This window comes from Gemmiger formicilis (assembly GCF_018784445.1).
In the GTDB taxonomy this organism is placed as follows: domain Bacteria; phylum Bacillota; class Clostridia; order Oscillospirales; family Ruminococcaceae; genus Gemmiger.
The window spans coordinates 59,980-73,253 of sequence record NZ_WQOH01000005.1; the positions used below are offsets into that span (position 1 = coordinate 59,980).

Sequence of the window (13,274 nt, forward strand, 5' to 3'; positions counted from 1 at the left end):
CCTATCAACTCTCCTTGATCCGCTTGCCGGTCATATGCTCAGGCGTCAGGGCCAAGCAGAGCACCCGGTCCCTGGCCGCGGCGATCTCGGCGTCGATATAAGCGGCATCGTCGGTGAACTTTTCGGCCAGGCGGCGGCAGGCGGTTTCAGTCAGGGCGGCATCCGTCACCGGGGCGATGCGCCCAAACACGATGACACTGCAAAAATGCAGCGGCCACTCCCCTGCCACGCACTGTCCTTCGTCGTGTACGCAGAAGGACGCCTTATCGCAGGCGCGGATGGCGTCAATCTTGTGTCCTTCCTTCGCACCGTGGAAGTAGAGCTTTCCGTCAGTCTCATTGTACCAGTAGTCGATGGGCAGGCCGTAGGGGTAGCCATTCTCCCCCAGCAGTGACAGCACCCCGCGGGGCTGGCTGCGCAGAACGGCCAGGCATTCCTCCCGGGTAAGCTCCTGTTTAAAGCGGCGCATGGTTCTGAACATACTGGTTTCCTCCTCTATTGGCTGCTGCTATTGATACTAGCACAAATCGCGGCGGGATACAATGGGCAAGTTTGGAACTCACCCGCAGCAGTATCGCTCGATGGCTTTCCGGGCGAACTCCGCCGCGCCGGGGCCGCCCGCTGCGTTGATGTTCGCGGTAAATTCGCCGCCCGCACCGTACATCTGGCCCAGGCTGTGCAAAATTTCTTTGGTGCAGGTGTAGTAATGTTCCGTGATGAACGCCTGCAATTTCTGCACCTGTGCCTGCACGGCCGGGTCAGCCGGGTCTTTCGTCTGCATGTGGCCGAACGCCGCGACCAGGGCCATCAACGCACGGGCGTTTTCCTGCTGGGCCTGTGTTGTCTCATGGGCGTTCTTTGTCTCGTACTCCTGGTAGGCCGCCGTTGCGCCCCACTGCTGTTTGGCCTTTGCGGCGTACTCATCGAGCTTCTTCGTGTCAAATGCGGTAAAATCCATGGCATTTCCTCCTGTTTGTCGGATGTTTTCCGCGAGAGTGATGAGGCTTTCCAGATGCCGTTTTTGCAGGGTCAGCAGCTCGATTTGCTGTTCCAGCGCCTTTTCCCGGTCGAAGTGCGGGTTTTGCAGGATCACGGCGATCTCTTTTAACGAGAATTTCAACTCACGGAACAACAAAATCTGCTGCAAGGTCTCCAGGGTGGTGGCATCGTAGAGGCGGTAGCCCGCCTCGGTGCGGGTGCCGGGGTGCAGCAAGCCGATTTGGTCGTAATATTGCAGGGTGCGCACGCTCACACCGGTCAGGCGGCTGACCTCTTTTACAGTCATCATAGCGCTTTCTCCTTTCGCGGTAGTTTCAGCATACAGTATCACGCAGCGTCAGGGTCAAGAGGAAATTGCAAAAAAATTCTGCCGTTATTGTAGCATACATTTTTAGAAAGGGGAAATCCGAATTGTGCGCAGCGTTACAACCCGGAAATTTTTCTGCTGGGGTTGTTATTCGCGGCACAATTCAGGAGCCGGGTGCAATTTTGGGTGTTGGAATCGCCGGCACAGTTTTCTACACACTGTATTGTTATCGGCAGCACAGTTCGGCTCAGGATTTTAGGGTTTGGTATTGTTATCGAGCGCACAGTTTGCGAAAAATGCTATTGTTATTTACAGCACAGTTTGCCGGGGCAAGCGGCAGGATTTTTGCAAAATCTATTGTTATCCAGCGCACAATTCGGAAAAATTCACGGGCTTTTGGGGGTTGTTATCGGCGGCACATTTCTGTTGCCGGGCCAAAATCAAGGTTGTTATGTACGGCACATTTCCAAAAATTCTGCCGGCTTTTCCCCTGTTGTTATTTGCAGCACATTTTCTGGGTGGGGGTTGTTATTCAGCGCACAGTTTACAGTATGTATAATTTCATTTTTGCAGCGACGGGTGTTGTTATTCACGGCACATTTTGCAAAAAATCACTGCTTAGCGTGCCTTTCCAGTTGTTATTCACGGCACAATTCCCGCAAAAATTTCTGTTGGGGTTGTTATTCAGCGCACAATTCCGTAAAAATTCTGCTTTTGCCGGGCAGATTGTTAGTCTCGACACAATTTCAAGAATTTTCGCCGGGTGTTGTTATTCACAGCACAATTTGATTTTTTGAGAATTTTCCGGGATTTTTGCAAAATTTCCGATTTTTCTGCCCCTGTTGTTATTCGCAGCACAATTCCCGCAAAAATCTTTTTTGAACTTCTGAGTGTTGGAATTGAGCGCACAATTTGAATGGTTCCCAGAATTTCAAAAATCCCTTCTCTGGGGTTGTTATTCAGCGCACAGTTCCCAAAATCCGCCAAATCGGCACCGCACGATTCTTGCCCAAAAAATAATTTTTTCGGGTTGTTATGCCCGGCACATTGTAGCTTTGCGCACAAAACAGTTGTTATTTACAGCACACCGCAGTTGGAATCCGCGGCACATTTCTGTTGTAATTTTCGACACAGCTACACATTATTTCTAAATATATATAAATAGAGAGTAAAAAGCCAAGAACGAAAAAGCAGGGATTTTGAGCGGCATCGTCAAAATGTGTCGGATATTACAATAATTGACACATGACGCACAATCTGCTATCATACGTGTAATGTGTTGAAGAAGATGAGGTCACGCCATGGTACCCAAAGACAAAACCAGTTCCCCCATAGATTCGCTATACCCCAACGCCCCGATACGCGGACCGAAAAAATCCCCCGGCCGCCCGCCGAAGAAGGACCCCGCCAAAACCCAGGCAGAGGCTCCGGTTGCCACATACAGCGGCCGCGGCAGCCAGACCATTGTGCGCAAATCCAATGACCTGATCCAGAACGCCATGTCCACCCTGACATTGAGCCAGCAAAAATTGATGCTGCACATTTTTGCGATGATCAAGCCGTCGGATACCGAGCTGCCCCGGTACGAAATGTCCATCTATGAGTTTCTGAAGCTCTGCGGCGTCGACCCGCACAACGGCTCGATGTATGCCCAAGTGCGCAACAACATCGACGCGATCGCTAACGCGAAGGTGCAGTGGATACGCCTGGCAGGCACGCAAAAGATTACGATGTTCCGTTGGCTTTCCGGTGCGACCATCGACGAGGGCACCGGCAAGATCGTCTTAACGCTGGACCAGGCATTAAAGCCCCACCTGATCCAGCTAAAAGAGTTCTACACCACCATGAACATCACCTACACGCTGCCGATGAAGAGCCAGTACAGCCTGAAAATTTATGAGCTGTGCAAGAGCTACCAGAACCTTTATCTTACGAAAAAGCAAAAAGGCGAGCCGCTGGTCTGGAACATCGAGACGCTGAAAAAGCAGGTGGACTGCAACGCCACCAACTGGGCCCACGTGCGCCGCACTGTGCTGGACAAGGCCAAGAGCGAGATCAACGGCCACACCGACATTTATTTTGACTACGAAGTCTACGAAAAAGACCGCCAGCGCGTCATTGCCGTGGCTGTCACGATCGAGCCTGTGGACAAGCAGGTGGCCGACGACAAGCTGAACGAGATCACGAAGTCCATGTCCAGCAAGTCCCGCGGCAAGAAGAAGCTGACCCCCGCCGAAACCGGCTCACTGGACGACGATCCGAGCATCCTGACGCTGGAGTATGTCTCGGTGCCTGAGACGACGATCCCCTATTCCTACGGTGCTACGCCGGATCTGCTGCGCCAGGAGTTGGAGGTCAAAGCCGAGCTGGACAAGCTGAACCGCGAGCTGACCGCGGACGAGATGGAGGCCGTACACACGATGATCGGCGCGATGGTCAAGATGGCCGGTACGCCGCGCGGCAACGACAAGATGATCGATGGCGGCAACGCGCATTTCTTCCAGACCGTGAACAACGTCATCGACAACTGCGGCGGATTGCGCCGTTGGTTTGAGGGTGCGGCCGCCCGCTACGCGACCCGGGTCATCCCGGTGGCCCGCACGAAGAGTGCCCCCTTGCCCTATCTGTCCAAGGCCATTCTGGATGATTTGGAAAATTACCGTATGTACGTTACTTCCGGCGTGCCGGAGCCGCTGGGCGGCTACGATGCCGCGCCCGAGCAGCCTGATATCGTTGAGACGACCGACTTTGTGGAGACCGATGCCGAGCCGGTCAACCAGCTGATGCCCGAGGATGCCGCCACGAAAAAGCAGGTCATGGCGGCGTTGCTGCGCTACATCGACCGCGATGCTCTGTCCGCCCGGCTGACGACCGGCCAGATGGAGGCATTCGACGATATTTTGCAGATGACGGCCTATTTTTGCCGCCGCAACGTCAAAGGTAAGGACGACGGCATGATGGAAGGCAAGGCCAACATGCAGTTCCTTAACGCACTGAACAAGGTCATTGCCCGGTACGAGAGCCTGACCCCGCTGTATGAGGCCATGGCCGTGATGATGGACTATGACACCTACTGGAAAGACCTGATGAAGAACCCGAAAATCAAAAACCCCAAGCTGGTGTTCCAGTCTGAAGTGGAGCGTGCGCTGCTGATGCCCGCCGCCGTCATTGGCGAGTACACGGCCCGCAAAGCCCAGAACGACCCGCGCGCCGTCCACAAGGAGTACGATTGGGTCAAGGCATTTGAGGAATAAACGCAGAATTTTTTGAAAATGTGCGCTGAATAACAACATCCCCCGCCAGAAAATTCCGGCGGGGGATGTGTTTTGGAAAGGCGTCCCCCAAGGGGGAAGGCAAATGGATTACCCCTTAATAACCCTCTCAATCGCCTCTTTCTCCAGACCTTCTCCAATCACGATGAGAACTTCCTGTCCTTGGGCGATTTTCTGCACAGTCATGGTATCCCGGGCGGCGTTCAGCTCGACCCAGCCGCCGCCATCGGGAATAAACCCCTTGATGCGCAGAATGTGCCCGTACTTTGCATCGTGCAAAAGCAGCTGTGCGGCGGCCTTGATTTGCTCGACCGTGCGGCCCGCCTTGAGGAAATACAGCGAAGTAAATGCCTCATGCTCATCGAAATGCAGCTTGACATAGCTCGTCTGCCGCCAGCCGCAGCCGTCAATGCGGGCAAAATCGGCGTCGGTCAGCGCGGCCCAGTCTTTGCACAGCACGTCTTCGCCAAAGCGGCGGGCGCAGTGGCAGCCTTCCAGCGCATGGTTCAGGTGATTCACCACGGCGGCACACTCCCCTGCCCCGGCCTGCTGCACCCGGCTCATGACCACCAGCCCGGCGCTGGCGGCCTCCGACGCCAGCAGGTAATCCGCCTGGGGCGAAAGCTCGCTCTCGAGCTTCGCGTCTACGATAGCAATGACGTTGCCCAAGCGGTACCAGTGGTCCAGGGGCTCATCCCGCAGGATGTCGTAGAACTCGTCCACGTCGAAAATACCGCTGGGCTCGATGACGACCCGGTCAAAGCCGCGCATTGCCATCGAGATGAGCTTGGTGCGCATACGGCGCTGGTGGGTGTCGCAGTCGCAGCCGCCGCTGATCGTTTCCAGATCGCAGTTGTCCCCAATGAGGTCCTGCAAAAGCATGGCGTCCACGTTCACCGCGCCGAAGTCGTTTTCCAGAATGCAGACGTTATGCCCCTGTGCCACAAGATACTGCACGTATTTACGCAAAAAAGTCGTCTTTCCGGAACCCAAGAACCCGGTGATGAGATCGACCTGTACCATCGCTTATTCCTCCTCCGGGTAGGTCATGCCCCACTGGCGGCGGATGTCGGTCATGATGCGCATGACGTCGCGGGTGTAGTCCAGGTGCATCGTGCCCTGCCCGGCAATGGCGCGCTCCATGTCCTCAACCTCGTAGAGCAGGGCGTCGGCGGTGCTGCCGCCCCGCAGCGTCTCCTTACTGCCGTCCTCGGTGTAGGTGATGACGGCCTCCTGCCCGCGGGGGTAGTCGTAGAATTCGACATAGCCCTTGTCAAAGGCGACCGTGCCGCGCTTGGGCTGCTTGGCGTGCAGCGAGAGAATGACCGACGCCATCTCCTGCTCCTTGTTTTTCAAAAGGATGCTCGCCTGCTCGTCCACGCCCGTGGGGGCAAACCGCACCTGGGAGACGACCTCGTCCGGTGCGGAGGTCATGAACCACCGCACGAAGGACAGCGCGTAGACGCCGATATCCAGCAGCGCACCGCCCGCGAGATTGCGGTTGAAGAAGCGGTTGGACATATCATAGGGCTTGTAACTGCCAAAATTCATCTGGATAAGCCGCAGCTCGCCCAACGCGCCGGTGTCGAGCTTTTCCTGCAATTTGCGGTAGATGGGCATATGGTAGAGGGTCATTGCCTCGGCCAGCACAACATGGTGCTCCTCGGCCAGGCGGATGGCCTCGTCCAGCTCGTCAGAGTTCAGGGTGATGGATTTCTCGCACAGAACGTGCTTACCCGCGGCCAGTGCCTTGCGCAGGTACTGGATGTGGGTGTTGTGCGGAGTGGAAATATAGATGATATCCACGTCCGGGTCAGCGAACACATCGTCGATCTGGTCGTAGACTTTTTCAATGCCGTACTTCTCGGCGAAGGCCTCGGCTTTGGCATGGGTGCGGTTGGCGACGGAATACAGCGTTTGCCCGCGGCTGGCCAGCGCCTGCGCCAGCTCATTGGCGATAACGCCGCAGCCCAGGGTGGCCCAACGGTAGTTTTGCATAAACAAAATCTCCTTTCCCGGTTCTGCCAACAGTATAGCGCAGTTGCGGGGAAATGTCCATCGGCCCCCAAAAGAAAAAGCCGCCCGGCATACACCGGGCGGCGAGAGGTGGGGTTACAGTGGGGCTGTTTAGCCCAGCAGTTGGCTGAGCAACACGGCGGGGCCGGCGCGATCGCCAGGTACAGCACGGTGGCAAGGCCGCGCTTCTGGGCCTCATCCAGGTAGCCTTGTGGGTAAAAATACAGGCAGTTGCGCCCGCTGTCCCGCGCCAGGAACTTTACCATCAAAAGAAACAGCGGGGGCAGTATAACAGGATTTGCAGGAATAACATAGGGGCCTCCCTTTAGCGGTAAAGAGATTTTTGTGAAGAATTTTTATTTATTATAGCAAATATTCGCAAAGAAAGAGGCTTGCCAATCAGGTGGCCCACGTAGATTTACGGTTGGCTTTGTCGTAATCAAACAGCCCGTCGTTCTTTTCTTCCAGCGCCTTGATCATGTGGTAGGTATACTCGTTGTAGGGCGTGGGGATGCCGAGCTCTTTGCCCATGCGGATCAGCGCACCGGAGAACATATCGATTTCGGTGTGCCGCCCGGCGTCCAGGTCCTGCAAGGTCGAATAGCGGGCCGTCGGCGGGACGGCGCTGCCGTGGCGGGAAGATGCCTCCACAAGGCGCAGATCGATTCCTTTGGCGGCGGCAATCGTCTCCAGTTCGGCCCGCAGCCCGTCGCTGATGGCCTTCATGTGGACGCTGTCCTGGTAGCAGCCGACCCCGGCACCCAAAATTGCCTGCGGGAGGTTGTTGCAGACATTCAGCCGGAACTTGCTCCACATTTCCTCGCGGATATGCTCGGTGACGCGGGCGTGCAGCCCGGCAGCGGCAAACAGCTCTGCCACGGCCTGCACCCGCTCGCTCTGGCAGGGCTCTTGCAGTTCACCGTAAATGATGCCGATGGTGGCTTCCGGGTCAAAGCGATAGCAGTTGCCGTCATGGCAGGAGGCAATCTTGATGAGCGAATACAACAGGTGCTCCGCGCCAACCGCGGCGGCGATGTGTTCCTCGCTGTCCACGCCGTTCATCAGGCTCATGACCGTGGTGCTTTCGGTGACAGCGGTGCGGATGGTGTCCAGTGCACCGGGCAGTGCCCCATATTTCAGCGCGACGATCAGAAGATCAGCCCCCTGTGCCTCCTGCGGCGTCCAGACGACGGGACGCAAGATTTCGCCATTGACTGCGCAGCCCTGGCGCAGACGCTCGGCGCGGCTGCCCTCGGCAATGACGCCGAACTGAACGCCCGGGCAGCGGGAAAGCCCCCAAATCACGTAGGAGCCGACAGCCCCGGCCCCCAGCAGTGCAACTTTTTGAATCTTCATAGATGTCCCCTCTCCTCTCCCCAAAACGCAAAAAAGACAAAACCCCATACCATTACGGTATGGGGTTTTCCAAGTGGAGGATGGGGGACTCGAACCCTCGACCTCTGCGATGTGAACGCAGCGCTCTAACCAGCTGAGCTAATCATCCATATGCGATTGACAAATGATATTATATAGGATTTGCCTGCATTTGTCAAGCGCAAATTTTGAAATGTTTTGCACAGAATCTTGACCTGGACGCCTATTAAAATTTTTCCAAAAATTTTGCAAAAAACCGAGACAAATTCCTAAAGTTGTGCTATACTGTGTCAAGAATAACAACTCACACGGTTTTATCAGGAGGTTTGCAACTATGGAAATCACCAACGATATCTTATATGTCGGCGTCAACGACCACCTTGTTGACCTGTTTGAGGGCCAGTACGACGTGCCCAACGGTATGGCCTACAACTCCTATCTGATCTGCGACGACAAGGTTGCCGTCATGGATTCCGTCGATGCCCACTTCACCGACGAATGGATCACCAAGATCGCCGCTGCGCTGGGCGAGCGCACGCCCGACTACTTTGTTGTGCAGCACATGGAGCCGGATCACTCCGGTTCGGTGGCCGCGTTCGCGCAGGCCTACCCCGGCACGACAATCGTTGCCTCCGCCCAGGCCTTCAACATGATGAAGGCCTACTTCGGCACCGACTACGCCGACCGCCGCGTTGTCGTCAAGGAGGGTGACACCCTGCCGCTGGGCCGCCATACCCTGCATTTTGTCACCGCGCCGATGGTCCACTGGCCCGAGGTCATCATGACCTATGACGATGCGGACAAGGTGCTGTTCAGCGCCGATGCCTTCGGCAAATTCGGCGCACTGGACATTGAGGAGCCGTGGCTGCCCGAAGCCCGCCGCTACTTCATCGGTATTGTGGGCAAGTACGGTGTACAGGTGCAGGCCGTGCTGAAAAAGGCCGCCGGGCTGGATATCGAGACCGTGTGCAGCCTGCACGGCCCTGTGCTGCACAAAGAGCAGCTGGCCGATGTGCTGGCCGCCTACGACACCTGGAGCGCCTACCGCCCCGAGACCGAGGGCGTGCTGGTGGCGTACAGCAGCATCTACGGCCACACGGCCGAGGCCGCCAACCGCCTGGCCGAGGCCCTGCGGGAAAAGGGTGTCGAGACAATTGCCATGGACCTGGCCCGCTGCGATATGGCCGAGGCTGTGGCCCAGGCGTTCCGCTTCAGCAAGCTGGTGCTGGCTACGCCGACCTACAACGCCGACGTGTTCCCCTTCATGAAGGAGTTCATCCACCACCTGACCGAGCGCAACTACCAGAACCGCACGGTCGCGTTTATTGAGAACGGCTCCTGGGCACCGATGGCCGCCAAGGTCATGACCAAGATGCTGGAGGGCAGCAAGAACCTGACCTACGCCGCCACCACTGTCACCGTGCGCGGCGCACTGAATGCCGCCAGCGAGGCCCAGATCGCCGCCTTGGCCGACGAACTGAGCTAATAATATTCCTAACAGCAAAGCCCGCCCCGGGCCGCTTTCTCGCGGTTCGGGGCGGGCTTGTTTTTTTGCGTGGTCTTACCGCGAATTACACGCGGGTCTTGAGCACCTCATGCTCGGGCACGGGGGCGTCGATGGAGCGCGGGACACCCTCGACCCACTGGATGGCCTTCTTCGGGCACTTGGAAACGCAGGTGCCGCAGCCGTTGCACTTGGTGTAGTCGATGACAGCGACATTATCCTTCAGGAAGATGGCCTGATTCGGGCAGTTGCGCACGCACAGGCCGCAGGCAATGCAGCCGACCTTGCAGGTCTTGTTGACCAGTGCGCCCTTGTCCTTGTTGGAGCACTTGACCGCAGGCTGCGGGGCAATAGGCTTCATCTGGATGACGTGGCGCGGGCAGACCACAGTGCAGGCCGTGCAGCCGGTACACTTTTTGCGGTCAACGACGGCCACGCCGTTGATAACGTGGATGGCGTCAAACTTGCAGGCGCGGGTGCAGTCGCCCAGGCCCAGGCAGCCATAGGCACAAGCGCTGGGGCCGCCCGCGATGGAAGCCGCGGCGGCGCAGGTCTGGATGCCCTGGTAATCAAACCGCTTGCCGCAGTTCTCGCCGCCCGCACAAATAACGGTGGCGCGCAGGCTGGGGCGGTCATCGGTGGCATTGCCCATGATGGTGTTGATGGCGTCGGCAGCCTTATCGCCGCCCGGTGCGCACTTGAAGGTGGGGGCACCGTTCTCAACGATGGCCTTGGCGTAGTCTGCACAGCCGGCATAGCCGCAGCCGCCGCAGTTGGCGCCTGCCAGACATTCGGTGATCTGCGCGATGCGCGGGTCCTCATACACAGCCATGAATTTGGAAGCCAGCACAAGGATCACGCCGCCGGCCAGGCCCAGCACCACCACGACAACGATAGCAAATACGATCGGGTTCATTCTCTCCATTCCCCTTTCTTAGAATATCGCGTTGATGATGTTTTCGACCAGGCCACCAAAGCCCATGAAGCTCATGGAGGTGATAGCGGCGGAAACCAGCGTGATGGGCAGGCCCTTGAAGCTCTCCGGCGGGTTGGCAGCCTCGACGCGGGAACGCACGCCGCAGAACAGCAGCATGGCGACCAGGAAGCCGACACCCGCACCGGCGGCGCAGACAAGCGCCTCGGCGTAAGCCAGGCCGAAGCCGTACTCGGCCACGATAGCGGAGTAGTCCTGCACGGCCAGGATGGTGACGCCCAGCACGCAGCAGTTGGTGGTGATCAACGGCAGATAGACGCCCAGGCTCTGATACAGCGCGGGGACGTACTTTTTCAGCGTGATCTCGATCAACTGCACGAGGACGGCAATGACGAGGATGAAGATGATGGTCTGCAGATAGCCCAAGTTATAGGCATCCAGCAGGAAGATCTGCAACGGGAAGGTCACGGCCGTGGCAATGACCATGACGACGATAACGGCAGCGCCCATGCCTGCGGAGGAATCCAGCTTTTTGGAAACGCCGAGGAACGGGCAGATGCCCAAAAACTGCACCAGAACGTAGTTATTTACCAGAATCATGCTGAAGAAGATGGTGGCAAACGTTGCGATATGTGTACTCATCATTTTGCGGCACCCTCCTTCTGCTCATCTTTAGCGGCGTCGATCTTTTCCAGCATCACGTCGCCGCAGCTCTTGCGCTCGATGGGCTTGTTCAGCTTGCGCTCCAGCCAGACGCAGCCGGCCATCAGGCAGCCAAAGACGAAGAAGCCGCCCGGCGCAGAGTTCATGACGGTCATGCGGTCCACGCTCTCGGGGATGAGGGTAATGCCCATCCAGGTGCCGCTGCCGATGATCTCGCGGATGGAGGACATCAGCACCATGGTCAGGATGTAGCCGATGCCCATGCCCAGGCCGTCCAGCGCAGAGTCCACGACGGTGTTTTTGCAGGCGAACATCTCGGCGCGGCCGAGGATGATACAGTTGACGACAATCAGCGCCAGGTAGACGCCCAGCGTCTTGTACAGGTCGGGCACGAATGCCTGCAAAACCATCTGTACGACGGTAACAAATGTTGCGATGATGACGATGTAGCACGGCAGGTGCACCTTGGCCGGGATGACCTTGCGCAGTGCCGAGATAACGATGTTGGAGCAGACCAGAACAAACGTCATGGCCAGGCCCATGCCCAACGCACCGGAAACGGTGGTGGTGACAGCCAGTGCCGAGCAGCAGCCCAGCACCAGGCGCAGAACAGGGTTTTCACGGATGATACCGGCCGTAAAAACTTTCCACTTGCTCGGTTTTTCGTTCATCCTTACTGCACCCCCTTGATCTCGTTATTGTAGCAGTCGATGGCTGCATTGATGGCGTTGAACGCGCCATTGCTGGAGTAGGTCGCACCGGCAATGCTGTCCACAGGGCTGCCGCTGCTGACCTCTCCCCCATTCCAGCCGATGAAGCCGGAGGCAAAGGAGTCGCCAGAAACCTTGGAGCCGATGCCGGTGGTCTGGGTGGAGCCATCGATGGAAATGCCGGAGACAGTGCCGTCGGCGCTGAAGGCGACATAGACGGTGACGTCCTTGCCGGAGTAGCCGGAGGCCGCAGCCTTGACGGCCACATCGCCGTTGGCGGTCTTGACGGCACCCTGCACATTGGCGGTGGTCAGGCCGTCGATGGCAGTCATGCTGTCGGTGGTCGTGCCCTCGGGCAGAACGGAGACATAGGCGGCCAGGGTCTCGGCCTGGGTGTTTTCTTCAATGATCGGTGCGGTGATGTCGTTCAGCACGGCCAGCAGGGCGCTGCAGACCAGGCAGATGACGACCAGCACGATGACAGGCAGCACAAGCTCCTTGAAGGCGCTCTGCTTCTCGGTATTCTGCTTTTCAGCCATTATTCAGCACCGCCTTTCTTGGCCTTTTTGGGCTTTTTGTAGCCCAGCGGCGTCTGGTGGCCCCAGGCGTTGAACCAGGGGGTCATCAGGTTGCCCAGCAGGATGGCGTAGCTCATGCCCTCATTCATTGAGCCGAAGTGGCGGATGAGGAAGGTGATAAGGCCGATGAACACGCCGTAGAACAGCTTGCCTTTGGTGGTGAAGGGGCTGGTGACGTAGTCGGTCGCCATAAAGACAGAGCCGAACAGCAAACCGCCGGACATACACTCGATGAGGGCAGTGTAGGGGCTGCCGGTGTTGAGGGCCGTCAGCACGAACACGGTCGCCACGATGGTGACAGGGATCGTAGCCTGGATGGTCTTAGTGGCAACGAGATAGGCAAAGCCAAGCAGAATTGCCAGTACGCAGACCTCACCCATCATGCCGCCGTGCAGACCCAGGAACATATCCAGCAGGGACAGGCTCGTCTTGTCCGCCACGGCTAGCGGCGTGGCGGAGGCCAGCGCGTCCACGGCCATGTCGGGGTAGACGTAAGCGGTCATGCGGGAGGTGAAGCCCAGGAACAGCACGATACGGCCTACGAGGGCGGGGTTGGCAAAGTTGTAACCCAGGCCGCCGAACAGCTGCTTCGTGATGACGATAGCCACAAACGCACCGACCACGGCAATCCACAGCGGCATACCGACAGGCATATTCAGCGCCAGGATGATGCCGGTGACAACGGCGGACAGGTCCCCCACCGTGTTCGGCTTTTTCAGCAGCATTTCATACAGGTATTCAAACGCCACACAGGCCAGCGTGGTCACAGCGACCAGCACAATGGCCTGCACGCCGAAGATCAGCCCGGCAGCCAGCACAGCGGGCAGCAGCGCAATGACAACATTGCCCATCAGCCCGCGGGTGGTGGATGCTTCGCGGATATGCGGCGAGGCGGTAACGATCAGACGATCTTCCAT

13 protein-coding genes and 1 tRNA gene are annotated in these 13,274 nt (G+C 57.6%); 3 read left to right on the forward strand and 11 right to left on the reverse strand.

The genetic code is table 11. The features are described 5' to 3' along the window. Nucleotides 1-4: 4 nt before the first annotated feature. Complete coding sequence (locus GPK89_RS03110; protein ID WP_215691532.1) at nucleotides 5-481, reverse strand: pyridoxamine 5'-phosphate oxidase family protein; 477 nt, start codon at nucleotides 479-481, stop codon at nucleotides 5-7. 78 nt (nucleotides 482-559) lie between these two features. Further along, entirely contained in the window at nucleotides 560-1,288 is a 729-nt protein-coding gene (locus tag GPK89_RS03115) for a MerR family transcriptional regulator (RefSeq protein WP_215691533.1), read from the reverse strand. 65 nt (nucleotides 1,289-1,353) lie between these two features. On the opposite strand from GPK89_RS03115, the gene GPK89_RS03120 reads away from it, so the two are divergent. After that, entirely contained in the window at nucleotides 1,354-2,103 is a 750-nt protein-coding gene (locus GPK89_RS03120; protein WP_215691534.1) for a hypothetical protein, read from the forward strand. Nucleotides 2,104-2,607: 504 nt separating this feature from the next. Further along, nucleotides 2,608-4,560: a replication initiation protein gene (locus GPK89_RS03125; RefSeq protein ID WP_215691535.1), complete on the forward strand. Its 1,953-nt coding sequence runs from the start codon at nucleotides 2,608-2,610 to the stop codon at nucleotides 4,558-4,560. 108 nt (nucleotides 4,561-4,668) lie between these two features. Here GPK89_RS03125 and GPK89_RS03130 read toward each other — a convergent pair whose 3' ends face one another. From GPK89_RS03130 to GPK89_RS03145, 4 genes are all read right to left on the reverse strand, one after another. Next, nucleotides 4,669-5,601, reverse strand: coding sequence for a GTP-binding protein (locus GPK89_RS03130; RefSeq protein ID WP_215691536.1), 933 nt, complete (start codon nucleotides 5,599-5,601; stop codon nucleotides 4,669-4,671). Nucleotides 5,602-5,604: 3 nt separating this feature from the next. Beyond that, nucleotides 5,605-6,576: a Gfo/Idh/MocA family protein gene (locus tag GPK89_RS03135; protein WP_215691537.1), complete on the reverse strand. Its 972-nt coding sequence runs from the start codon at nucleotides 6,574-6,576 to the stop codon at nucleotides 5,605-5,607. Between the two features lie 417 nt (nucleotides 6,577-6,993). Further along, nucleotides 6,994-7,950 carry a ketopantoate reductase family protein gene (locus GPK89_RS03140; RefSeq protein WP_215691538.1) on the reverse strand — a complete coding sequence of 319 codons (957 nt, stop codon included), beginning with the start codon at nucleotides 7,948-7,950 and terminating at the stop codon, nucleotides 6,994-6,996. 74 nt (nucleotides 7,951-8,024) lie between these two features. Next, nucleotides 8,025-8,098, reverse strand: a tRNA-Val gene (locus GPK89_RS03145). A 204-nt stretch (nucleotides 8,099-8,302) separates the two neighbouring features. On the opposite strand from GPK89_RS03145, the gene GPK89_RS03150 reads away from it, so the two are divergent. Next, nucleotides 8,303-9,454: an FprA family A-type flavoprotein gene (locus GPK89_RS03150; protein ID WP_215691539.1), complete on the forward strand. Its 1,152-nt coding sequence runs from the start codon at nucleotides 8,303-8,305 to the stop codon at nucleotides 9,452-9,454. Between the two features lie 85 nt (nucleotides 9,455-9,539). On the opposite strand, the gene GPK89_RS03155 is transcribed toward GPK89_RS03150, so the two are convergent. From GPK89_RS03155 to GPK89_RS03175, 5 genes are read right to left on the reverse strand one after another with little or no spacing between them, the layout of a single operon-like run. Then, a complete protein-coding gene (locus tag GPK89_RS03155) occupies nucleotides 9,540-10,388 on the reverse strand; it encodes an RnfABCDGE type electron transport complex subunit B (RefSeq protein WP_215691540.1) in 849 nt (282 codons plus the stop codon). Nucleotides 10,389-10,406: 18 nt separating this feature from the next. Further along, entirely contained in the window at nucleotides 10,407-11,048 is a 642-nt protein-coding gene (locus GPK89_RS03160; RefSeq protein ID WP_215691581.1) for an electron transport complex protein RnfA, read from the reverse strand. Continuing rightward, entirely contained in the window at nucleotides 11,048-11,740 is a 693-nt protein-coding gene (gene rsxE / locus GPK89_RS03165) for an electron transport complex subunit RsxE (protein WP_215691541.1), read from the reverse strand. The genes GPK89_RS03160 and rsxE overlap by 1 nt, the downstream gene beginning before the upstream one ends. A 2-nt stretch (nucleotides 11,741-11,742) precedes the next feature. Beyond that, on the reverse strand, nucleotides 11,743-12,318 hold the full coding sequence (locus tag GPK89_RS03170) for an FMN-binding protein (protein ID WP_215691542.1): 576 nt from the start codon (nucleotides 12,316-12,318) through the stop codon (nucleotides 11,743-11,745). Then, entirely contained in the window at nucleotides 12,318-13,274 is a 957-nt protein-coding gene (locus GPK89_RS03175) for an RnfABCDGE type electron transport complex subunit D (RefSeq protein WP_215691543.1), read from the reverse strand. Before GPK89_RS03175 ends, GPK89_RS03170 begins: the two co-directional genes overlap by 1 nt.

Bases quoted from the DNA above. Each gene is read 5' to 3' on its own strand.
- GPK89_RS03125 (WP_215691535.1), top strand. From the start codon at position 2,608: ATGGTACCCAAAGACAAAACCAGTTCCCCCATAGATTCGCTATACCCC.
- GPK89_RS03130 (WP_215691536.1), bottom strand. From the start codon at position 5,601: ATGGTACAGGTCGATCTCATCACCGGGTTCTTGGGTTCCGGAAAGACG.
- GPK89_RS03155 (WP_215691540.1), bottom strand. From the start codon at position 10,388: ATGAACCCGATCGTATTTGCTATCGTTGTCGTGGTGGTGCTGGGCCTG.
- GPK89_RS03135 (WP_215691537.1), bottom strand. From the start codon at position 6,576: ATGCAAAACTACCGTTGGGCCACCCTGGGCTGCGGCGTTATCGCCAAT.
- GPK89_RS03175 (WP_215691543.1), bottom strand. From the start codon at position 13,274: ATGGAAGATCGTCTGATCGTTACCGCCTCGCCGCATATCCGCGAAGCA.
- rsxE (WP_215691541.1), bottom strand. From the start codon at position 11,740: ATGAACGAAAAACCGAGCAAGTGGAAAGTTTTTACGGCCGGTATCATC.
- GPK89_RS03160 (WP_215691581.1), bottom strand. From the start codon at position 11,048: ATGAGTACACATATCGCAACGTTTGCCACCATCTTCTTCAGCATGATT.
- GPK89_RS03170 (WP_215691542.1), bottom strand. From the start codon at position 12,318: ATGGCTGAAAAGCAGAATACCGAGAAGCAGAGCGCCTTCAAGGAGCTT.
- GPK89_RS03150 (WP_215691539.1), top strand. From the start codon at position 8,303: ATGGAAATCACCAACGATATCTTATATGTCGGCGTCAACGACCACCTT.
- GPK89_RS03110 (WP_215691532.1), bottom strand. From the start codon at position 481: ATGTTCAGAACCATGCGCCGCTTTAAACAGGAGCTTACCCGGGAGGAA.
- GPK89_RS03140 (WP_215691538.1), bottom strand. From the start codon at position 7,950: ATGAAGATTCAAAAAGTTGCACTGCTGGGGGCCGGGGCTGTCGGCTCC.
- GPK89_RS03115 (WP_215691533.1), bottom strand. From the start codon at position 1,288: ATGATGACTGTAAAAGAGGTCAGCCGCCTGACCGGTGTGAGCGTGCGC.